This is a genomic window from Streptococcus troglodytae, from assembly GCF_002355215.1.
Lineage (GTDB): Bacteria > Bacillota > Bacilli > Lactobacillales > Streptococcaceae > Streptococcus > Streptococcus troglodytae.
Genome location: NZ_AP014612.1, coordinates 1,940,354 through 1,961,936 on the forward strand (window position 1 = coordinate 1,940,354; position 21,583 = coordinate 1,961,936).

Genomic DNA, 21,583 nt, shown 5'->3' on the forward strand with positions numbered 1-21,583 from the left:
TACACAGCTCTATTAGCATAACAAAAAATGGGATTTTGACAAGTCCGTTTGTTATTACTGCATACAGATTAAATACTTTTTTATTAGCTTATTTTTCGCTTTAGACTTTCATCAACATACTGTCTGATTTTCTTCGAACATAGGATGATAGTTTCTCCTATTTTAGATAAAACCATCCATAATTGCTGTCGAACCTTCCTAGGAAGCCATGCTAGAATTTCTATAGTGTATCCAATACACTGTACAAATGTCTTTTTGTAGGCTATTTGAACATGTCCTGAATGTGATACAGAAATTGCAGCAAAACCATTATATAAGGCTTTTTCTGTCACCTTAGGTTTTTTGGCCTTAGAATATTGAGCTAGCTCTTCTTTCGATAATTTTTGATAGATTATTTTAGGCTGTGTTCCGACAGCATCGTCTCTATAGTACGCTTTATAACCCTTATACCAAATTCTCGGTACAACAATTGTCTGAGGTTGATTGCTTTTAAGCGAAACATCAAATTCTAAATCATTATATTTTTGTCGAACATTCTCAATAGCTACCTCCTGCTGATTATAAATAAACTGATTGAGGCTTAAACCATTTCGCATATCATCATGATTGACAGAAAGGTTGAGATATTCATCTCCACTAGTATCATAAGATAGCTGAAGCGGATTTTCAAATGCCTTTACAGCAAAGGTATTGGTGTTTTTTAAATATTCTATACTTTCTCGATGTTCTTCATAACTATATTTATAAGGCTGTGTTACTATATAATAACCAAATTGAAAGATACAGATTGAAATAACAAGGTATTTATTAAAAGAAATACACGCTGCCATCAAGACGTATATTGGAAGAAAATACACCAATCTATTTGTATATTGAAAAACACCCAAAAAACTGTACTTTAATATTTTCCACGGAATTAATGCTGTGGTTGAGAAAAGCAATAAGAGTGACATCAAAATAAGCTTTCGAGAAACGCTTTTTATCCAAAAACTAGATACCAATCCTATAACAATAATAACTATGGCAATTGGAAATTGATAGTTGATAATAGCATCTTCAACACTATTTGGAAGCATTAAAATCTTAGCTGGAAATGGAAAATCTCTTATTATCCAAGATACAAAAAAAGTTTGAGATTGAGTTTGCTCTACATATTGAAAAATATAGCCACTAGTCATAATAAGACCTATAACTAAAGACAGGGAGAATGAAAAAAGTTTTTGTCGTGTTAGCTGGTTACTATTTAACAATACAAATATAGCAGAAGTAATTCCTAGTACTATTGTTGATATCACATGTGTTTGAATGAGCAAAGATATAACTGCCGCTAGCAACATAGGATTGTAGCGTTCACTATATATGACCCTATACAGGCTATAAAATAATAATGGTATCAAAGGAATAACAGCCACCATCCCATAGCCAAAAAATGGTATGGTAATAGGCAGTATCAAGGCAAAAATAAAGGCTCGCTTTCTACTTTTACTCATCTGATATAAGGAATAAAAACCTGTCAGAGAGGAACCGTAGATGAGCAGAAAAGCATACACTGAGTATGCAAACGTGGCCGTTTTTGTTGCTAAAAATACAAGGGCCGGAATATAAAGCTGCCAATTTCCATAAAACATGGTTACAGCATAGCCAGAGTTATTAGCTACTACATAATTTAGATTAGGGAGCCAGTCTCCATTTTTTAGAGATTGAGCCAAGCCGACTATTCTAGACATATGAAACGAATAATCATACATCCAGCTACCGCGGTTTATAGAAATATATGATATGTAAGTTATTATTATGGCATAGATTAAAAAAACAATACTATATGATAAATAACTGCTAAGCATTAAAGAATCGTCATCTGAATTTTTAATTTCTTTATTGCTTTTTAAATTATCTAAAAAACATAACCGAAAATCTTTTATCATTTTTCTCTATTAGATCGCTGGAACACTCTCTTCATAACTTTATATTTTTATGCAGATGATTGCCAACTTTTCAATCAATGATTCCTTATCCGCACTTTGTTCAAGAATTAACTTCTAATATTATAACATATTATAAAAATTAAAATGCTTATTTTCGATTTTATTTGGTTTTTTACCTGTATAATTATAACAGCATTTACCCTATCAGCAATTAGACGGTAATGATAGGAAAAACTTGACCTGACTGATTTTTTAAGGTAAAATAGGGAATGTTATGGCGGTATAGCCAAGTGGTAAGGCACGGCTCTGCAAAAGCTTGATCGTCGGTTCAAATCCGTCTACCGCCTTTTGTAAACAATCTCCTAGTTCAACTAGGGGATTTTTTGTATCAAAATGAAATATTTTAAAATAATTGTTATTTTTGTCCTCAAACAGTAATCAAAATGATAAAATAAGTAATAGAAAGATGTTGCTGTAAACAAGCCTATTTTAAGCTCTACAGAATTCAAGATTATTTCTTTTATTAGCGAACGGAATGAGCCTTAAAAGAAGATTTTCTTCAATTCTGTATAAAGACCTTTTAATACTATTGAAAAACATTGCTAACAATAACCTAGAAAAAATGTCACATTTTAGGGATTGCTTATGGGGAGGAAAGATGAATGAAAAAATTAACATATGGTGATCATATTAGGATTCTTAGCCCATCTCATTCTATTGAAAGTTTGGGTGGTTTTAATGCCAATTTATCAGCTAAGAGAAGACTTGAAAAGTTAGGCTTTACAGTTTCTTTTTCTAATAACTATATGGAAAATGATCTGCTCAATTCCAGTTCTATCGCCAGTCGTGTTTCTGATATCCATGACGCTTTCAGAGAAGAACATGTCAATGCCATTCTTTCAACAATCGGTGGTTTTAATGCCAATGAAATCCTACCTTATTTAGACTATGAGCTCATCATGGATCATCCTAAAATTATTTGTGGTTATTCAGATACAACGGCTCTTTTAAATGCGATTTATGCCAAAACTGGAGTGGAAACTTATATGGGACCGTCTTACTCTAGTTTTAAGATGGAAGAAGGTCAGGACTATCAAAGCAGAATGTGGCTAAATGCCGTTACTAGACACGTTTACAACTTAGTCCCTAGTGATAAATGGTCCAGCGACCCTTGGTACGATCCTAACCAACCACGTCATTTTATGCCTACAGAATGGAAAATTTATAATAATGGCAAGGCTGAAGGGATAGCTATCGGCGGCCATTTAGCCACCTTTGGACTTCTACGTGGAACTGAATTTGCTCCTAATCCTGAAAATTATATCCTTTTCTTAGAGGGTTCTGAAGAAGAAAAGCCTACCGAAATTTCTCGTCATTTAGCCGCTGTCCTACAAACCTATCCTAATCCTCAAGCTGTGATGTTTGGACGTTTTCCAAAAGAGTGTCAAATGACCGAGAAAATTTGGCATTTCATCCTTGATAAACATCCTGTTCTAAAACAAATTCCAGTCATGTATGACCTTGATTTTGCTCATACACAGCCTTTGTTTACCTTTACTATTGGCGCTAAGGTCACTATTGATACCATTTCCAGAGCTATTCAATTTAAAACAACATAAATTGAGATTGAATTAGAACAAATTTTGTCTAATCGGTTATCTAGTCAATGAAAAAACGCTTGAAAATTTTAATTCAAGCGTTTTGTTTTAGATTTTTTAATATAATAAAGCGAGTTAACACATCATAAAATATAAACTAGATATCTACCAAATAATAACACGTTTATCTTCATCACGCCACATGCCATCATCTTCTTTAACCGCAAATTCTTGGTGGAATTCGTCAAAGTTGGTAACTGTAACATTGGTCCGCCATTTAGCTGGAGCATGAACGTCAATACTTGCTAGCATTTGCATATATTCGTCGCGTGCTTTCATGCGCCAGATCGTTGCAAAATTAATAAAGAAATCACGGACAGAAAAATCTGCTTCACGTTTGGCAGCTTCAAGAGCACAGGCAAGGCCACCAAGATCAGCCACATTTTCCGAAACAGTTAGCTGACCGTTGACCTTAGCACCATAAGAATCAAGTCCTTCAAACTGTTCAACAACTCTGTCTGTACGCTTTTTAAAAGCCGCATAATCTTCATCAGTCCACCAGTTGTTAAGACTGCCATTTTCATCAAAGGAAGCGCCATTCGTATCAAAAGCGTGAGAGATTTCATGGGCAATGACAGCACCAATGCCACCGTAATTAGCAGATGAAGATTGCTCCAATGAATAAAATGGTGCCTGCAAAATAGCCGCTGGAAAGACAATTTGATTTTGCTGCGGATCATAGTAAGCATTAACCATGTGAGCTGGCATATGCCATTCACTGCGATCAACTGGTTGATTCCACTTGCTCCAATTATAGGCAATTGAGATTTTAGCCAAATTTTGAGCATTTTCCACTAGACTGAGATTGTCGTCAATAATCTTTTGAGCATAGGTCTTGGGTAATTGTTCTGGATAACCAATATGAGGCGTTATGACATTGAGTTTGGTAATAGCCTTATTACGCGTTTCTTGAGCCAACCAGTCCGTCTTATGCAAACGTTCTTTATAAACCTCAATCATAGTTGCCACTTTAGCTTCCACATCTTTCTTTGCCTCAGGAGAAAATTTCTCGCCAGCGTACCAAAGACCGAGCGCTTGAGTATAAGGGCCCTGAGCCAGATAAAAAGCGGCTTTTTTCTTATCCATAGCTTGAGGTGTTCCTGAAAGAGCACGATTATAGCTTCCTGAAAGGATACGAATATCATCTGTCAGGTAAGAATTGTAAGAGCTTGCTGCAGCTAATACTAAGGCAGCTTTTAAGAAAGGCCAATTTTTTTCTGAATAAAATTCAGCTGCAAAATTTGTCCAAAAACGCTCTTCAGGAACGATAACTTTATCAGGTTTTTGACCTAAAATCTGTGTAAAAATCGCATCTAAAGGCAGTTCTGGTGTTAATTTGGTAAAATCAGCCCAATCATAAGGATGATAAAGCTTCACATATTCTGATGATTCCTCACTGGAAAGAACATATTGAGCCAATTTGGCATCTAAAGTAAGCACCTTATCTAGAAGATCTTTAATTTCTGCTTCTTCAAAACCAAACTTAGGCAAAAGTTCCTCTTGCATTGCACGCCACTTAGCAAGCAGTTCCTTACCTTTGTCATTACCTTCAGCATAATAAGTGGTATCTGGTAAAATAAGATTTGGAGCCTCGGCCCAAAGCACATTCATTTGTGCATTCATAAAATCCGGTGCCACACCAAAAGGAAGCTTATTAGGCTTACCAGCCATTTCATAAGTGGCTATTTTGGAAGCAAAATCAGCAAAAGAAGTTAGACTCTTATATTCTTCAATGAGAGGCAACACGGGCTCAACACCCGCCTCTTCACGCGCAGCATAGTTCGCCACCTGACGGTGAAACTTCACAAAATTTTGTAAAATACTATCATTAGGAACATCTTTCCCATCTAGCCACTTGTCAGTGGTCTCTAACATTAAATCTTCAATGTCATCAGCCAAGTCCGAAAAACCACCCGTCCGTGGTTTATCATCAGGAATGACCGCTGTCTCTTCCCACTGGCCATTGACTGCGTTATAAAAATCATCTTGTAAACGTACCATAAATAATATTCTCCATTTCTATACGCTTTCTATTGTAACAAAAAAGTCCGATTTAAGCAGTATCGGACTTTGAAGTTTTTTCTTTGCTAGATACTAACCAATGCCTTCACATTAGCAACTTGCTTCATATCATTTACAATACCCTGCAAATCATGACCCCCAGAATTGATAATAATATGTTCTTTGCCTAAATAAACTGCACCTAAATTACGAGTAGTGTTGTTTAGCCAATCTTTTTGTGTTGTAATTCTAATGACGTTTCCCGTAAATTGCCTTTGATCATTCTTAATATCTGCTATCGTTTTCTTGGCTTCTTCTTTATTTGGGGGCAAATCAAAATTTTTACGAAGAGATTCATAAACTTTGTTGCCAAGATAAGCAATAGCAGGAATATAAAGCGGAGCTGAATTATAAACGACTGTAGTAGGGCTATTTTTCTTTAAAGCAACTCTTTGAGCAACATTTCCACCTAAAGAGTGACCCGTTATCACAATATTTTGTACTCCATACTGACTAGCAATTTTATCGTAAAAATCATAAGCAGGTTGATAATGCTGCCCACGAGCTAAACCAATCCCCATAATGTCCGCTCCTAGAGCATCTTGCCATTGATTGCCTTCATTGTTTGTTCCAGTATAAGCAATAATGATCTTATTGCTAGTTTTGTCTTTAAAGGCTGTCCCGCTTGTACCAGTTTGATTATCATAAAAATCACTGATATAGGCCAAATTAGAAGGAATGATTTTCCCAGTTTTTTGAATCTCTGTTATAATGGTTGCATCAGTTGCTCCCTTTAATCGAGCCTTTTCAAATTCATAGGTTAGAGCTGCTGCATCTAAAGTAGAAATTCCAGAGGTTTTGTTATCAAGAATTCTATTAATAGTAACCCTTTGTTGACCAGAAACAAAATCTTGTTGATTAAGTGCCTGCTCTTCTCGATTATTTTTGCTCAATATCTCAGATTTTTGAGCATCAGTTTGAACTGTAACGGATGCTTGTTTAGTTTTAGAATAGACAGTGGTTCCATCTGTAGCCGGCGTTATCGGATTAGCTGCAATATCGGTTGCCCTAACAGTCGCTTGACTTGAAGACCGTCCAGCTTGATTTTGGCTATCTATATCTTCAGCAGTTATGGAATTATCAGAATTTGGTACCATATCTGCTCCTTTTTCTGACTCAGTTATTTTATTGTTTTCCTCGGTAGTCTGCTTATCTGATGAAAACGCTGCAGACGGAACAGTCTCCTCTGCTTGAATAGGAGCCACAGAACTTTCAACCCCTTCTTGTGTTGAAATTACTTGTTCTTGATTTTCAGTGATAACTGCCGTTTTATCAGTAGTAGAAGCTTGTGTATCAGCATTGACAGATGAAGTTGTTCCAACTAACATGACTGTATTTACCGTTATAACGGCAAACAAGATTACTATCCATCTTTTTGGAATGCTATAAATTTTATGCTGTGCGATGTTTTTCATAAATCTTTTTCCTTTAATCCTTTCATGCATTAAGTACTGAATAAAACATTTTAAGACCTATCGTTATCCGTTTGTTTTGTTAAAAACAACTTATATTTTTGATGATTTTTTAACAAATCTTCATGTGTTCCTTCCTCAATAATATGTCCATTATCAATAAAAAGATTTTATCAACACCTTTAATTGTAGCTAGTTTATGAGTAACAAAAATTACAGTTTTTCTTTCAATGTTCGCTCTATAGAAGAAAGTACAACTGACTCGGAAACACTATCTAAATTTGAAGTTGCCTCATCAAGAATAAAAATATCTGCATTTTTAGAAACCCTCTTGCTAATTGAAGTCGCTGTTTTTGTCCGCCAGATAATTTTAAGCCTTGTTCTCCAATAGGAGTATTTAGACCTTGTTCAAACTTTTCAATATCATGTGATAAATTTACTTTTTCTAATGCCTCTCTTACTGTTTCATCATCTGGTAATATATCTAATCCAAAAGTTAAGTTATCATATATGGTTCCTGATAATAATTCGAAATTTTGTGAAATAAGGGATATTTTCTTCCTCCAACTTTCAGTATTGATTGCTTCTAGATTATTTGAATTAACTATAATTTCACCATTTACTGGACTGTATAACTTTAATAGAAGATTAATAACAGTTGTTTTTCCCGAACCCGAAGGTCCTACAAAAGCAACTTTCTCCCCTTTATCTATTTTTAAATTAATATCCTGTAAAACAATGTAATCATCGTATGAAAATTCTACATTTCTAAATTCAAGCAATAAAAAATTACCAGGATTAACGATTAAGTCACCTTTATTCTCATCAGGTAAATTTCTATAAGAATCTATTATACTCACATATTGCTTTGTTTTTGCAAATTGATTAGCAAACTGTCCAACATTACTAAAGGGTGTCAGTAATTGAAATAAATAAATTAGAAATGCAATTAATGTTCCAATAGTTAATGTTCCTTCACTAACTCTATAGCCTCCGTAAGCAAAAATAAAACTTAGTATAATAAATAAAACTACATAGACAATCGGTCCAATAAATGAATCTACTAAGCTATATTTAAAAGAACTTTCAGAGGTATCAGATAATTTTTGGCTATACTGTTTTTTGATTACTCCATAACCTTGATTTAACTTAATTAACTTAACCCTTTGAAAAATTTCAGTTAAATAGCCTGATAAATTATTCAATTGATTCTGCTTTTTTTGCGCATATTTTCGACTAACGGCTGAGAGAGGTGTTAAAAAAACAACCATAAGCAATAGCCCCAGAAAAATACAAGTAGATAAACCAATATCTAATCTTAATAAGACAATAAAAGTCAATAAAATTAATATTATAGAGCTAATTGCATTTGGAATGACTTCACTTAGGAATTTCCTGACAGCTTCTGTGTCGTTAATAATTCTGCTAGATAATTCTCCGCTCAGAGAATTATCAAAAAAAGAAATATCAGTTTTTAATAATTTTAAAACTGAACGATACCGAGATTCTTTAATTTGATGCTCAGCGTATTTTAGTAGTAGAAATGAAGAGAGAAAATTAAATAATAAGTTCATTATAAATAATAAGCCTAAATTCACTATTGTTTGGGTAACGAACCTTTTATGATCAATAAGCCATTCTAATACTTGAGGAATCAATAAATAGGCCACTGAGGCTGCTATACTGAACATAGTCCCAAACAACAAAAACAATTGTGATCTAAGATTTTTAGGAATAATTATTGCTTTCATCTAGCACTCACTCCCTACAACTTTTCTAACTCTGACAAAGCATAATAACAATAAAAACTATCTAGAAGTTTTTCTTTATCTGTTTTAACTTCAGAAACAAAAGGATCACTGTAGCCAAAACTTCCCTCTTGAGTTTGATTGCTGATTAAAAAATTCCAGCTATCTCTATAAAACATTTTTGGAAAGAATTCTGGATAATTTGTTGCTATTATGATACATAGAGCAAATTCTCGTAACTGATACTGCCTAGCAAAAAAGACAGCATATGATGCTAAAACATTACAAAAACAACTTTTATCTTCATTGCTTTGCTGACTACAACAACTTAAATAAAATAACCAATATAAATCATCCATTTTTAATTGGTGATTAAGAAGTGAATAATCTATTTTAAATTCCGCTCTATTACTAAGTACTAACCCTTTCAATTTTTCTTTAAATAAGTAAAGATGAAATCAGTTGATTTTGTGGTATCAATTTCATTCAATTCTTTCACCAATTCAACTTTAAACTGTTTAACGATTGTATCTTTATCATCTAATTCAACTAATATCTCAGGGAAAACCATATCAATATATTTTAACTCATCATTAGTTAAACCACTTAAATCCCCCATAAATAACAACAGCAATCTCGCATTGATGTTTTCAACGGTTTGTAACCAATTAATTAACTTAGTATGATACACTTTTGGCCTCCTCTAACAACAAAACCTTAATTTCAGAAAAAGTCGAATTTTCATTTTTTAACTGGTTAATCTGTATTCTTATTTCTGATAGATATTCCTTTAAAGATAGACTAATAAATTTCACACTAGATAAGTTATCAATCGTCTTATCATGATTTTTAAACATATTTACTTGAGTGGTATCTAATTCATACGAAGAAATCCCCCTCATAAAATTAATCTGATTAACCAGATAACCAAAATTGTGTTCTTCCCACTCATTTTTTTGAATAATATCGCTATTGAAATAGTCATATAGAATTCTTGGATTTAGATTAAATTTTTTTCCACTCGTATAGATAAAGAAATGAATATGCTCTTTAACATATACAGGATAAAACTTTAATAGTCCATCTATAGAAATCCTTTGAAGTAAGGAGTATGAAATATTAGTTAATAACTTATTAACGAGAGTATTCTCCAAATCTTCTTGATAAAAATACTTTAAATCATTAAAAATAATAAGTATCTCACAAAAGTTAATATAAAATTCAATATCAAGCGGAATTCTATTCAACTTTTTCCTATTTTTTCCATTCTTGATAACATAATAAAGCTCCTAAACACACTAAAGTTGTATGATAATGATATCTAAACTCCTTGTAGCCATTCCTAGTTTTCAGAGGTTGTGGAGCCGGAAATAGGCCATTCTCCATTTGATTGTCTATCAGTTTGTGGATAGCATAATCTACTAATGTTACATTTGAAGTTTCTCTAATGTCTAAAAAAATATTATCCAAGACCAGTTCTCCAAGAATATCTAAATCTTTCTCTATAATACGTTCTCCCATTAAAACTCTAAGAATAAAAGCTATATTATTGATAGGATACTCAAGGCAATAACTACGTCCCATGTCAGTGATATAAAACAAAGTATGAGTAATGCTGTACAGTGTAGTGGGAGTCATATAATAAAAAGGCAAACCTTTACCTAATACTGTTTTTTTGAATAATTTTTCATAAGATGGAAGATTATCTTTAATATTAGCTTTATTTAAAGAATATTTAACATCCATAACCCTAAAGGGGGTTCTTTCGGTTAGTACATCTAATTTTTTTTCATTAACCATTTCTTTTAAAAAATGATTATATTTACTGACTCCTTCAGATAATAAAAACTCTTCCATCGTAGCTATGCCACTAAAAGTAATGATATTCTTATAAGACTCCTCTTCAAAGTCGTTTGTCTCAATTTTAGATAAGATATAATCTCTTATAAAATAAAGATTATATCTTTCTTTCATTGAGTCGGTCCAGAAATTATATAAGAAAGCTAATTCAATAAAAGATTTCATTTCACTTTCACTATTATATTTCAAGTGTTCTTCAACAAGGAAATAGTCTATATTCCTTCTCAAATAATCAACTGCTTTCACAATACTAGTTTCCATACTTTTCACACTTACCAATTAATTTTATTTTTCTAATGGCGATATACATTAATAATCCCATAATAATAATAAAAATATTAATCACATTCGTTGATGTCATTAAAAAGTTAAGATCTTGCTCTTTAATATTGACTAGATAGGTAGGAATAATATTCATGTAGACATGATCAATACCGTCTTTCACAGAATCCGTCGTAAAGCCGATACCAAAAGCTCTGTCACCTACTCTATCCTTGATGATATTATAGTAAAAGGTTGCATAAGAGCCTAAGAGAAAGACTAAAGACAGTAAGAAAACATTTCTGCCAACTTTTTTATATTTAAAAGCTCTTGTGACATATAACAGCAATGTTACCAACATAAAATAAGAAGCTAAAGAAAGAAATTTCCCGCCTACCTCTGTTAGATTAGCCTCACAGTATGTCAGGTAAAAATAAAATTAAAAACTAATTGAACACTGGCAGCTACTAATAACACTTGACTAAGACTATATTTCAGCGTGTAATAGAAAAAGTTTTGCCGAGTATAAACAAGTCTATATAAATTATAAGTTGAATAAAAACGAGAAGTGTTGCTACGATCATAATCCAAAGGCCATAGACAGTCTTTAAGATGACCGCATCATCAACTATTGATTTAAGTATACGTAAAACAATCTGAATGAGATAAACATATACAAAAATACCTATATTATCTTTAAAAATGCGCTTAACGAGCGTTAACATGACGATTGACCTCCTTATAGATACTATCCAAATCCATACCTGAGTATTCTCTTGTTAACTCCTCAGTCGTCTTGTATAAAATTACCTGACCATTATTAATCATGACAATTTCATCAAAAAGATCTTCCATATCCTGAACAAGATGAGTACTGATGATTACAACACTTTTAGGCCGTCGATATCTTTTGATAAGGTCTATAAGAATATCTCGCGTCAAAGGATCCACAGCCGCCAAAGGTTCATCCAACAGATAATAATCAACATCTTGAGCCAAAGCAAAAACGAGATGTAGTTGCTCTTTCATTCCTTTCGAATAATCAGAAATTTTCTTGCTGAAATCCAAATTCAAATAATTAAGCATTTGCTCAGCTCTTTCTCTGTTAAAATATTGATAGAGTTCTTGAAAATCTCTCAAACAACTGTTAACCGTCATATCTTGGGGAATATAAGCCATATCCGGCAGCATAAAAACTTTATAATCCTCTCTTGTGATATGTCCAGTATGTTTTTGATAATAATTAGCTATGACATTAAGTAAAGTAGTCTTCCCTGCCCCATTTGGCCCCAACAAAGCAATTATTTGATCCTTATTGTCAATCGTCAAAGAAATAGACTTTAAAATTTTAGAGCGTGTATAAGCAAAAGATAAATCATTAATAAATAACATAACCAAACTCCTCCTAAAATCTATAATCTCTTTAGTCAAAAAATAAACCTTAAAATTATGGATTTTAGCAACAGATTATTATTCAATCTTCTATATGAAAACCTTTAAGGTCTATCACCTAATAGTCTTCAAACATCAAAACGAGACATTATTGACTTCATCTTATTATATCCTAATACTGTCTGCTAATTGTCACCTAGTCTATTTTTATTTATATTGAGTATAGAAAATAAATTGATAAAGTGACTATTGTATCTAAATAAAATGCTATATAGATTCCGAATTAAGTATAATAATAAATGTATATAAATAATAGACTAATAAACTTAAGTTTTAAGCATTAGGAGCTTCAATTAAACTGAAGCTTGTTACCATATTTTTAAGAGTAGAGGTATTTTTATAGCCATTACCTACAACTGCCCAAAAGCTCCAAGCAAGGACTCCTGATGCTTGTATTTGTGCAGAATCATTATGTGGTGCGATTGGAATAACGATATTTTTATTTTCTTTAATATTTTTCAACATAACAATACCTTCTTTCATCAATAACAATCAAAATCTATATAGCACAAAACGTAAAATATTACCTTAATATTTTACGTTTTCATTTTATCATTAAATACTATCATTTTTAGAAATTCGCGAATATGAAAATATTTATTTAGAAATTCGCAAATATGGGAATACCTATAATTAATCTTCAACAACAGTGGCTTCTTCGGATGAAGAATCTGCAGATGGCGCTGGTCCTTCTGCCTAAACAGCTACTTCAGCTGAACTATCATGTTCTTGATTTGGAGACACTTGCTCTTGATTTATACTAACAACTGCTGTACGATCAGTAAGCGAAACAGAGGTATCTGCGCTGACACCAGAATCTCCCAGTGTCAACAGCGACAGACTTGATAAAGCGCCAACCACAACAGGCATCCATCGTTTTTTGACTTTACGTAATTTGTAATGTGTGATGTTCATAAAATATTTCTTCCTTAATGAATCATAGGTTAAAACTTAAAGTATTTCTGGTCTGCCTGATTTTTTCCGCTCAATTGTTTTCCATCACCTATTTTATATTATTGAGAGGAAGGCCGTGCATGACCTCAAAATAATTTTTATTTCTTAAACAGCTCAACTTGATATAAACTGCGTTAGTCTATTGAGATACTTATAGACACCTCTAAAAACTGATTCTTAAAAAATGGAAATACTCATTTATTAATGTTTGAATGGACAAAATCTTTTAATTTGGTAATTTTAGAAATACTTTTATCTATTTCTATATTTTTGATTTCTGAATTATGAGATTTTTCTGTGGAATCTTGAAATGATATTAGACAAGCTAAATATTACTCATTTTTTGTTATATCAAGACCATTTGCATACAGTATACTGATGAATTTAGTTACAAATATAAAAACAAATAGTAAAACTGATACCAGTAAATCAATGGTAAAAACAGGGGTATAGTCTACCATCGGATAGTTAAATAAATGGACGCCAAACATAACCATAACAAGTATAACGAGATTAAACAAAAGCGAAGTGAGGAAAACAATAAGAGAGTGAATCAAGCTATAAGCTAGTAGAATCCAGAGATGATTTTGCTTTGATACCCCTAAAATACTTAACTGTCTAACATCTTTTGAATCTTGATTGGAAGATAAAATAGTGACAGAAACAACATTAGCCAGTATAACTACTATAGGAGCTGCAAGAAAAGCCAAAAAGCTAACCTTAGTCTCTGTTACACTATCCGTTTGGAACCTAGCAGATATGTTCTGAGATAGCAATAAAAACCAGAAATTAAAGTAATCCCCATGGCTACTGAACTCTGCAAGGATTTTAAGTAGGAGGGTTTGTACAAAATAGTCCATTTGGCTAGAATCATTGCGTAATTAGATTTCGCTAAAACTTTAGATAAGAATTTTAGTTGAAAAATTTGAAGATAGGGAGTCAGCAAATAAATAATGAGCAAATGTAGCAAAAGCATTAAAAAAATTGAACTGAGCCTATCAAATCTAACATTGAAAGAGCTAGTGAAGGAGGCTGAATATAAAAGATAGATACAATTTAGCCACAGCCCCAGAACAAGAAGAGCAAAACTCCCCTTAGTTATTAAATGAAGGCTAATTCTTTTGACTCTCGTTTTTTTAGGACTAAAATCTCCAATTTTTAAAATTTTTCTCGAATAGTAGTATCCACTGGTCCCAGCAATCAAGGGCACTATGAGTAGACTAAGCAAGGATGCCCGCCAATCAAAAGAAAAAGGAATATTAGGAAGGTTCTTTTCGCCGACAAAAGACTGTATGAAGGAATAATATCCGCCAGCTAAATAAGTCGAGAGAATAGTTGTTACGACACTGCAGATAAAGGCCACTAAAAATAATTGCCCGCCAATCAATAACGAAAGCTGCGAACGATTGGCACCTAAAACAGTCCAAAGTTGATAATCTTCCTTAAAAATTGAAATTAAAAAATGTATTAAACCTGAAATGAGTAAAAATAATGTCAGCCCACCAAAGAAAATGATCATTTCAAAAAGCGGTGTCGGATCTGCTAAATGTTTAAAAATCTCAGTATTATTCATGATATTGAAAATCCCACTCACTGAAGTTCCAATAATCAGACTAGAAACCAATAAAATTGGCAGAGTCCCTAACCACTGCTTCTTACTGTAGTTGAATTGATAGTAAATGAGTCTTAGCATAATCAGTCCCCTTTATTTTATGTTTCTGCTTCAAGAGCTTGATATAAGGATTGTGCTGTGGGCTTTAAGAGTTCTTGATGAATGACGCCATCCTTTAAAATCAGAGAGCGATCGGTCTGACTAGCCAATTCGATATCGTGGGTCACCATTAAGATACACTTTCCCTGATTGGCTAATTGCCGTAATAAATCAAAAATAACTTGGCGAGATAAACTATCTAAAGCATCAGGCAGCTCCTCTGCAAAAATAATCTGACTGTCTGATAAATAGTTCTATAATATTTCTAGTGGATAAAATCCAATAATTACTGTACTTTTTTGATTAAGCAACAAGTTCCATGTGACTTATAATGAAAGATAGCAAATAACTCATATAAAGCATCACTATAAATCAATTGAAATTTAAAACTGATATCTTTACGTATAGAACTTTTATCATTAATCTTATTTATAAAATTCAAAAATCTAAACATCTATTATCTATCTTACTCTAAGATCAGTGAGTGTTTTTGTGATAAATATAAACATAAATAGAATCACTGAAACAATGAGTAATGGCAAATAAATATCATTATAATCTGTAACAATATATCCCATAAGTTTAGCAGAATTAATAGTTAAAAAAAAGATAATGAGATTAAATCCTAATGAGATAATAATCACTAGGAAAGTATAAATGAAGGCTTCACACAGACGAATAATAGATTTTTGTTTTTCTGATATCCCCTGAATTTTCCATTGCTGGATAATTCCTTTCTCTTGATTAGAAGATAAAATAGTGATTGATATAACATTAGCTAAAATAATTAAAATGGGAGCAACTAAAAATAATAATAAAGCATTTGTTTCATGTATCTTATTTAATTTATCTGTTCTATCAGCATATAATACATTAAAAGAATACAGTAAAAAACCAGAAATAAGAGTGACACCAGTTATGATAGAAGTCGTTAAAGATTTTAAATAAAAGCGCTCCTGCAAAATATGCCATTTAGCCATTATAAAGCCGTAACTGGAGTTCAATTTGAATAATATCTTAGTAATAATAATTTGTAACTGAGGAGATACTAACTGAAGAATAATAACATGAAGAATAAGAAGTTCAAATGCAATATCTGATTGGACATCTATAATATCACTCTTTGACATGGAAGAAACTGGAGAAATATAAGACTTAATTAATATTATCCACTGAGATAATAAGAAAACCAAGCAAGAGAATTTAAACAACCTTAAGAATAACCGTTTTTTAAAGGAAACTGTTTCATCAAAAATTGCTGTTCGTTTTAAAAGTTTATAAGCATAATAAAAACCCCCAAGAAAAGCAATAACAGAAATAATAAAGATAGATAGGCTGAAAGCTATAAAACTAAAAGATATAGGAATAGTAGGAAGCATTGTTTTCCCAGCCAAACCTTGCACAAGGATATAATAACTTCGAGCAAAGAAGACTGATAAAGTACTTCCGACGAGACTAGCGAGAAAAGCAATAACAGATAACTGACATCCGATAAGAAACGATAATTGCAAACGACTAGCTCCAAGAACAGTCCAAAGTTGATAATCTTCTTTAAAGAGAGCAAATAATAACTGAATCAAACTAGAAGTCAAAAAAGTAGTGTTAGTCCTCCAAAAAATACTGGAAATGTAAATAAAGGAGTAGGCATACCCACTTTACTAAAAACATGAGCATTAGTCTTCACACTAAATGCAACAGTTAAACAAGCACCAGTCAACAAACTAGACATAAAAAAGACTGGAATCGTTCCTAACCATTGTTTTTTACTGTAATTAAATTGGTACCAAATAAGCTGTAACATTTTTCATCTCCCTATTAACTGTCCGTTTCTACTTCAAGTGCTTGATAGAGAGCTACAGATGAAGGATGAGGCAGCTCTTGATAAATCTGACCATCCTTTAAAACCAGAGCTCTATCCGTATGAACAGCTAATTCAATGTCATGTGTCACCATAAGAACACACTTACCTTGCTTAGCTAAATCTTTTAGCATGTTAAAAATCACTTGCCTTGATACGCTATCTAAAGCACCAGTCGGTTCATCTGCAAAAATAATCTGACTGTCTGATAAAATAGCTCGAGCAATAGCCACTTTCTGTTGTTCTCCACCCGATAAAGTACTAACAAAGTCATTGATATCAGCTTTAAATCTCATTTGTCTCAATAAATTTGAAATCTTTTGCTTATCTACTTTTTTATGGGATAACCGTAACGGTAAAGCAATATTCTCAATAACTGGTAAAGCAGGAACTAAATTATAGGATTGAAAAACAAAAGCAATGTCCTGTCGCCTAAGTTGAGCTAACTTGGTGTCACTCAAACAATAAGGATCAAAACCATTAATAGAGACTTTTCCGTTAGTTGGTTCTGACAAACTAGACAAACATTTTAAAAGTGTGGATTTACCTGAGCCGCTGATACCGAGAATAGAGATAAATTCCCCATAATTAGCTATTAGAGAAACATCTTTTAACACAGATAAAATTTTATTTTTTCTAAATGAAAACTTTTAGAGAGATTGGTTGCGGTTATAGCTGTTTGATTTGTCATCATTTACTCCGTTCATTATTTTATTTTTCTAAGTTACCAGTCCTGTTTAACCTATAAACTGCTGTATATCTACTATCTTTCATATCAAAATGATGAGATATTTCAATAAAAGAAATATTTAGATTAAACAACAAATTATGTAATTGCTGTGAGTTTTTGTGATCCAAATTAGCCGATATTTCATCTAATAAGTATATCTTATATTTTCTAATTAACGCTCGTGCTAAAGCTATCTTTTGCTTTTGACCACCTGATAGATTACATCCATTATCCCCACATTGATATTCTAGCAATCCGTTTGAAAGGAATTCATCATATAAATTTACTTTTTTCAAAATATCTATTAAAATACTTTCATCAAAATTATCATTTTGAAATAATGTAATATTATTTCGAACTGTCGTGTCAAATATATAAGGACTCTGATCTACAGTAGATTGAACATTTGTCAATGATGTGAGACCAAAAAAGATAAAACCTGACTAGCTTTTTGCTAGCCTATCAGGAGCTAGCTCCTGATAGGATTTTTCGCATGTCGATAGGAGATTTCCAGCCCAGAGTCTGCATGGGTAGTCTGTTTGAAGTGTAGAGGTAGCGTTTCATCTGTTTGATGAGGTCGTCATAAGAATAAAATTGTAAGTGCTGGTAGAATCGTCTATTGTCGTTTCTGTGGCTTCGTTCAACCTTACCGTTGTGTCTGGGAGTTCTAGGTCGGATGAGTTTGTGTTCAATGCTTAGTTCACGACAGAGAAAATCCAGAGGGTGAACGTGTTTATTTTCCTTGAAATGGGTAAACTCGAAGCCATTGTCCGTTTGTATGATTTTCGGCTTGTAGCCAAAGTGTCGGATGGCCATTTTGACAAATTGGATGGTGGAATGAGAAGATTGTTCCTTGAAAGGGAAGATGAAGCGTTCTCGACTGGCCTCGTCAATGATGGTGTATTGGTAGAATTTATCAGGCATTGCCCCAGTATAGCAGTCTTTTGGCACGTATTTGACAGCCATCTGCCACTTGATACCGAGTTTTGTTGGTGTATCGTAAGGCTTTGGAATATAGGGTTTGGTTTTGTTTTAGCAGGTTTGAAGAAGTCTAGTTTTCTCAAGACCCGAAAGAGTGAGCAGGGATGCCTGTCATAGCCCTTATTTAATTTGAGCTTGTAGAAGATTTCAATGAGAGTGGCATGGGGGTTTCTTCGAATACAGTTTTTTATCCAGGCTATTTCTTGTTCTGTATGAGCCTTGGGATGGGGTGTCAGAGGTCTGTGAGATTTGTCTTGAAGAGAGGCTTTGGTTCCGTCAAATCGTTTGTTCCACCTCATAAGGGAAGCTTTAGAGACCTTATAGCGTCGGCAGATGAAAGCAACAGAAGCGCCACCACGATAGGTTTTGACAGCATGGTAGCGAGTATCAAGGGTGTGTGGCAAATAACGAAGGGGTTGTGGTATACTAGTCATGAGAAGATTCCTTTTTGATGAGTGGGTGGTACTCTTATCATATCAAGGTTTCTTCTTTTTTGGGAGCTAGGTCTCACATCTATTGTAAGGCTACAATAAGGACTCTGATCTATAGTAGATATGTTAACTTTATTTTTACAAAGCAATTTATCTTTACTTTTAAAAATAATATTCCCCTTATATGGAGACAAGATTCCATTAATTAGATTAACTATTGTCGTTTTACCACTGCCAGACGGTCCTATTAATAATACACGAAAAGGGGTACGCAAAGACATATTTAGAGTTAAATTATTTCCATTTCCAAGTTTATACTGTACTTTATTTATATTTATTTCCTCTACTGTATTAGTAGAAAAAGTAGAGGGATAACGGTCAGTAACTTTTGATTGTTCATCAGATTGTTTTAAGTATTTTAAATATTTTTTTCTTAAATCCGTAGTAGTATTCATTATACCTAAAGCTGCAGCAATTTCTTGAATAGGTCCAATAATTGCATCATTAGCTAAAAAAATTCCTATCAAAGCGCTAAAAGATAAATTATGCTGATATATCACAAAGTAACATCCAACAACAAAAGGTACAATGAAACAAAATCCAGAAATAATTGCAGAGATTAATTGAGTAGTCCATGATGATTGTTTTAATTTAAATGCTGAGGCTTCTAAATTATTAAGTTTCTTATTAGATAGTGTAATAATCTCTTTAATAACAGAATAAGATCTTAAAGTATAAAAACCATTAAATACTTCTTTAATAACTTTAGAATAATCAGCATTTTTTTCAGAAAAAACATTGGCTGTTTCTTTTAATTTACTTTGCATAATTTTAGGAACAATAATAGGTAATATCGAAAAACATACAAATATTAACGATATAAAGAAATTTAAATACAGCATATAACATAAAGATACTACAAATAATAACACTCTAGATAATATTGCAAAAATTTGATCTAAATAATTAGTTTCGATTAATTTCAAATCATTAGAAATTACAGAGATTATTTTAGAATAATCTTTTACTTCATATGAACTTAGGTACTCTGAATTAAAATATTCTGACTTTAACTTTATATTAATGGTTTTTACAATTGAAGCTTGTGTAACTTCAAATAAATACATTGCTATGTATATTAAGATCCAACAAAACAAGCTGGTACTACCAAATAAAATAATATGAAAAAAGCTTGATAAAATAGTTTGTAAAATATTTTACATTTTATCATTAAATACTATCATTTTTTAGAATTTGCAAATATAGAAAAATATTGACAAAAAATTTCATATTTACAAAAAAGAAATATTGTCTATTTATCTATTATAATAAGACTTAAAGGAGGAGATAATTATGGTTAAAAGAATCATTCTATTTGTTCTTATATTTCCATTTTTCTTATGCTCACTCATATAATGGGTAATAAGAAACACTTTTTCATACAATAACTCCAAAAAAGAACCATTAGAATTTTTCTGAATGGTTCTTTATATTTTATACGATTTTAGTTCATCTCATAACTTTAAGCATTAACTGGCTGTAGGACTTATAGAAGTCATCAAACCATCTATTAACTTATTGATTAGTGAAGTAAATTCAATTTTTAGAATTAGACTCCAATAAAAGTTGTTCTAAATTTGTTCGGAGAAACATGGCCGTTGTTGGATTTCCCAACTCTTCAACCATTTCAATGTAACGTTCCAATTTAGACTTCTCAGTTATTTCTCCTTGCAGATAAGCAATTATTTGTTTTAAGAAATTTAAAGAAACAATGATAAACATATCTTGATAAATCAAGAGTTTTTCTAAATGTTTTATAAAATAAATTGCATGGTAAAATTCTCTTCTTTCAATCAGAATCATGATTAAATTTAAAAGAGCAATTTGTGCATTTTTCTTATTAGCGGGAATAGAAATATATAATTTATTTCGTTCTATAAAGGCTTTACCTAAAAAAAATTAAATCATCAACTGATAAGATAATCATAGTATTTCCAAAAAGATTGAGTTCATACTCGGTCCATTCTTCAATACTGTAAAGATAAGCTGTGAGAAAGTCTTTATCTTCATCTGATATGGTATAATCAGGATCTAAAGTATGGATAGCTACATTGATAATCAATCTATTCAAACGGTTATAAGTATCAGAACTTTCATAATCCCCATAAGCGTCTAAAATCTTCTTTAAGCCTTTAATATCTCGTTTTGACTGAAGTTCTACGATCTTATTTCCTAATTTAAAAAATCATTGTCTTTATAATTGTTTAAGGCATGGCTAAACTCTGAAAAAGTCATATGGATTCCTTCAATAGCTAAGAGCAATTTATCAGCAGCTAACATGGTCTGCCCATTTTCAAATCGAGATAACTGCGAAACTGATAAATTATCATTTGCCACATCTTTTAGTTTAAGCCCCCTAGCGATTCGCAACTCTCGGTAGAGTTCTCCTAGTTCCATAGAACGATTCATTCTCATAAATTGCCCCCCCTTTCATTAAATCACTTATTTATAAAATCAATAGTTTCTTTCAATCGTCTCATT

The 21,583-nt window shown here is 32.3% G+C and carries 21 protein-coding genes, 1 tRNA gene and 2 pseudogenes; 2 read left to right on the forward strand and 22 right to left on the reverse strand.

Features of this window, described 5'->3' with window-relative positions:
* Nucleotides 1–83: 83 nt before the first annotated feature.
* A complete protein-coding gene (locus tag SRT_RS09510; protein ID WP_128833894.1) occupies nt 84–1,925 on the reverse strand; it encodes a putative glycosyltransferase family protein in 1,842 nt (613 codons plus the stop codon).
* 276 nt (nt 1,926–2,201) lie between these two features.
* On the opposite strand from SRT_RS09510, the gene SRT_RS09515 reads away from it, so the two are divergent.
* Together SRT_RS09515 and SRT_RS09520 are read left to right on the forward strand one after the other, a co-directional pair.
* A tRNA-Cys gene (locus SRT_RS09515) sits at nt 2,202–2,272 on the forward strand.
* Nucleotides 2,273–2,587: 315 nt separating this feature from the next.
* Nucleotides 2,588–3,544 carry a S66 family peptidase gene (locus SRT_RS09520; protein ID WP_128833895.1) on the forward strand — a complete coding sequence of 319 codons (957 nt, stop codon included), beginning with the start codon at nt 2,588–2,590 and terminating at the stop codon, nt 3,542–3,544.
* A gap of 144 nt (nt 3,545–3,688) precedes the next feature.
* On the opposite strand, the gene SRT_RS09525 is transcribed toward SRT_RS09520, so the two are convergent.
* The 21 genes and pseudogenes from SRT_RS09525 to SRT_RS09615 form a co-directional block, all read right to left on the reverse strand.
* Entirely contained in the window at nt 3,689–5,584 is a 1,896-nt protein-coding gene (locus tag SRT_RS09525; protein WP_128833896.1) for a M13 family metallopeptidase, read from the reverse strand.
* A gap of 86 nt (nt 5,585–5,670) precedes the next feature.
* Entirely contained in the window at nt 5,671–7,059 is a 1,389-nt protein-coding gene (locus SRT_RS09530) for a YqiA/YcfP family alpha/beta fold hydrolase (protein WP_128833897.1), read from the reverse strand.
* Between the two features lie 272 nt (nt 7,060–7,331).
* The gene (locus SRT_RS09535; RefSeq protein ID WP_223213946.1) at nt 7,332–8,807 is read right to left on the reverse strand and encodes an ABC transporter ATP-binding protein; all 1,476 of its coding nucleotides are present in this window, start codon (nt 8,805–8,807) and stop codon (nt 7,332–7,334) included.
* A gap of 14 nt (nt 8,808–8,821) precedes the next feature.
* Nucleotides 8,822–9,235: a hypothetical protein gene (locus SRT_RS10935; RefSeq protein WP_223213947.1), complete on the reverse strand. Its 414-nt coding sequence runs from the start codon at nt 9,233–9,235 to the stop codon at nt 8,822–8,824.
* Nucleotides 9,232–9,495, reverse strand: a complete 264-nt coding sequence (locus tag SRT_RS10940) for a hypothetical protein (protein ID WP_223213948.1) — start codon at nt 9,493–9,495, stop codon at nt 9,232–9,234. Before SRT_RS10940 ends, SRT_RS10935 begins: the two co-directional genes overlap by 4 nt.
* Complete coding sequence (locus SRT_RS09545; RefSeq protein WP_223213949.1) at nt 9,482–10,051, reverse strand: hypothetical protein; 570 nt, start codon at nt 10,049–10,051, stop codon at nt 9,482–9,484. The genes SRT_RS10940 and SRT_RS09545 overlap by 14 nt, the downstream gene beginning before the upstream one ends.
* A gap of 7 nt (nt 10,052–10,058) precedes the next feature.
* A complete protein-coding gene (locus SRT_RS09550; protein ID WP_128833898.1) occupies nt 10,059–10,925 on the reverse strand; it encodes a DUF6895 family protein in 867 nt (288 codons plus the stop codon).
* Nucleotides 10,915–11,286 (reverse strand): hypothetical protein, encoded by a 372-nt coding sequence (locus tag SRT_RS10945; protein ID WP_223213950.1) that lies wholly within the window; start codon nt 11,284–11,286, stop codon nt 10,915–10,917. The genes SRT_RS09550 and SRT_RS10945 overlap by 11 nt, the downstream gene beginning before the upstream one ends.
* Before the next feature lie 347 nt (nt 11,287–11,633).
* Entirely contained in the window at nt 11,634–12,317 is a 684-nt protein-coding gene (locus SRT_RS09560; RefSeq protein WP_128833899.1) for an ATP-binding cassette domain-containing protein, read from the reverse strand.
* A gap of 333 nt (nt 12,318–12,650) precedes the next feature.
* Nucleotides 12,651–12,860: a hypothetical protein gene (locus SRT_RS09565; RefSeq protein WP_223213951.1), complete on the reverse strand. Its 210-nt coding sequence runs from the start codon at nt 12,858–12,860 to the stop codon at nt 12,651–12,653.
* Between the two features lie 213 nt (nt 12,861–13,073).
* On the reverse strand, nt 13,074–13,292 hold the full coding sequence (locus tag SRT_RS10375) for a hypothetical protein (RefSeq protein WP_128833900.1): 219 nt from the start codon (nt 13,290–13,292) through the stop codon (nt 13,074–13,076).
* A 371-nt stretch (nt 13,293–13,663) separates the two neighbouring features.
* Nucleotides 13,664–14,041 carry a hypothetical protein gene (locus tag SRT_RS10950; protein ID WP_223213952.1) on the reverse strand — a complete coding sequence of 126 codons (378 nt, stop codon included), beginning with the start codon at nt 14,039–14,041 and terminating at the stop codon, nt 13,664–13,666.
* Between the two features lie 20 nt (nt 14,042–14,061).
* Nucleotides 14,062–15,024, reverse strand: coding sequence for an FtsX-like permease family protein (locus SRT_RS09575; protein WP_223213953.1), 963 nt, complete (start codon nt 15,022–15,024; stop codon nt 14,062–14,064).
* Between the two features lie 17 nt (nt 15,025–15,041).
* Complete coding sequence (locus SRT_RS11180; protein ID WP_256376015.1) at nt 15,042–15,173, reverse strand: hypothetical protein; 132 nt, start codon at nt 15,171–15,173, stop codon at nt 15,042–15,044.
* Nucleotides 15,174–15,503: 330 nt separating this feature from the next.
* Nucleotides 15,504–16,634 carry an FtsX-like permease family protein gene (locus SRT_RS09585; protein ID WP_145977439.1) on the reverse strand — a complete coding sequence of 377 codons (1,131 nt, stop codon included), beginning with the start codon at nt 16,632–16,634 and terminating at the stop codon, nt 15,504–15,506.
* Entirely contained in the window at nt 16,631–16,843 is a 213-nt protein-coding gene (locus SRT_RS09590; protein WP_128833902.1) for a hypothetical protein, read from the reverse strand. The genes SRT_RS09585 and SRT_RS09590 overlap by 4 nt, the downstream gene beginning before the upstream one ends.
* A gap of 14 nt (nt 16,844–16,857) precedes the next feature.
* The gene (locus SRT_RS09595; RefSeq protein ID WP_223213954.1) at nt 16,858–17,517 is read right to left on the reverse strand and encodes an ABC transporter ATP-binding protein; all 660 of its coding nucleotides are present in this window, start codon (nt 17,515–17,517) and stop codon (nt 16,858–16,860) included.
* A 94-nt stretch (nt 17,518–17,611) separates the two neighbouring features.
* Nucleotides 17,612–18,043, reverse strand: a complete 432-nt coding sequence (locus SRT_RS09600; protein WP_223213955.1) for an ATP-binding cassette domain-containing protein — start codon at nt 18,041–18,043, stop codon at nt 17,612–17,614.
* A gap of 49 nt (nt 18,044–18,092) precedes the next feature.
* Nucleotides 18,093–19,045: pseudogene (locus tag SRT_RS09605) on the reverse strand (DDE-type integrase/transposase/recombinase).
* Complete coding sequence (locus SRT_RS09610; RefSeq protein WP_308417634.1) at nt 19,042–20,256, reverse strand: ABC transporter transmembrane domain-containing protein; 1,215 nt, start codon at nt 20,254–20,256, stop codon at nt 19,042–19,044. Before SRT_RS09610 ends, SRT_RS09605 begins: the two are co-directional and overlap by 4 nt.
* 382 nt (nt 20,257–20,638) lie before the next feature.
* Nucleotides 20,639–21,517 (reverse strand): annotated as a pseudogene (locus SRT_RS09615) (XRE/MutR family transcriptional regulator).
* Nucleotides 21,518–21,583: the final 66 nt, after the last annotated feature.

What these genes read in the sequence shown, in the direction of transcription:
- SRT_RS09590 (WP_128833902.1), bottom strand. Translation starts at nt 16,843, where the DNA reads ATGTTACAGCTTATTTGGTACCAATTTAATTACAGTAAAAAACAATGG.
- SRT_RS09520 (WP_128833895.1), top strand. Translation starts at nt 2,588, where the DNA reads ATGAAAAAATTAACATATGGTGATCATATTAGGATTCTTAGCCCATCT.
- SRT_RS09560 (WP_128833899.1), bottom strand. Translation starts at nt 12,317, where the DNA reads ATGTTATTTATTAATGATTTATCTTTTGCTTATACACGCTCTAAAATT.
- SRT_RS09575 (WP_223213953.1), bottom strand. Translation starts at nt 15,024, where the DNA reads ATGCTAAGACTCATTTACTATCAATTCAACTACAGTAAGAAGCAGTGG.
- SRT_RS09535 (WP_223213946.1), bottom strand. Translation starts at nt 8,807, where the DNA reads ATGAAAGCAATAATTATTCCTAAAAATCTTAGATCACAATTGTTTTTG.
- SRT_RS09510 (WP_128833894.1), bottom strand. Translation starts at nt 1,925, where the DNA reads ATGATAAAAGATTTTCGGTTATGTTTTTTAGATAATTTAAAAAGCAAT.
- SRT_RS09565 (WP_223213951.1), bottom strand. Translation starts at nt 12,860, where the DNA reads ATGAAAGAAGGTATTGTTATGTTGAAAAATATTAAAGAAAATAAAAAT.
- SRT_RS09525 (WP_128833896.1), bottom strand. Translation starts at nt 5,584, where the DNA reads ATGGTACGTTTACAAGATGATTTTTATAACGCAGTCAATGGCCAGTGG.
- SRT_RS10375 (WP_128833900.1), bottom strand. Translation starts at nt 13,292, where the DNA reads ATGAACATCACACATTACAAATTACGTAAAGTCAAAAAACGATGGATG.
- SRT_RS11180 (WP_256376015.1), bottom strand. Translation starts at nt 15,173, where the DNA reads ATGGTGACCCACGATATCGAATTGGCTAGTCAGACCGATCGCTCTCTG.
- SRT_RS09550 (WP_128833898.1), bottom strand. Translation starts at nt 10,925, where the DNA reads ATGGAAACTAGTATTGTGAAAGCAGTTGATTATTTGAGAAGGAATATA.
- SRT_RS10945 (WP_223213950.1), bottom strand. Translation starts at nt 11,286, where the DNA reads ATGTTGGTAACATTGCTGTTATATGTCACAAGAGCTTTTAAATATAAA.
- SRT_RS09530 (WP_128833897.1), bottom strand. Translation starts at nt 7,059, where the DNA reads ATGAAAAACATCGCACAGCATAAAATTTATAGCATTCCAAAAAGATGG.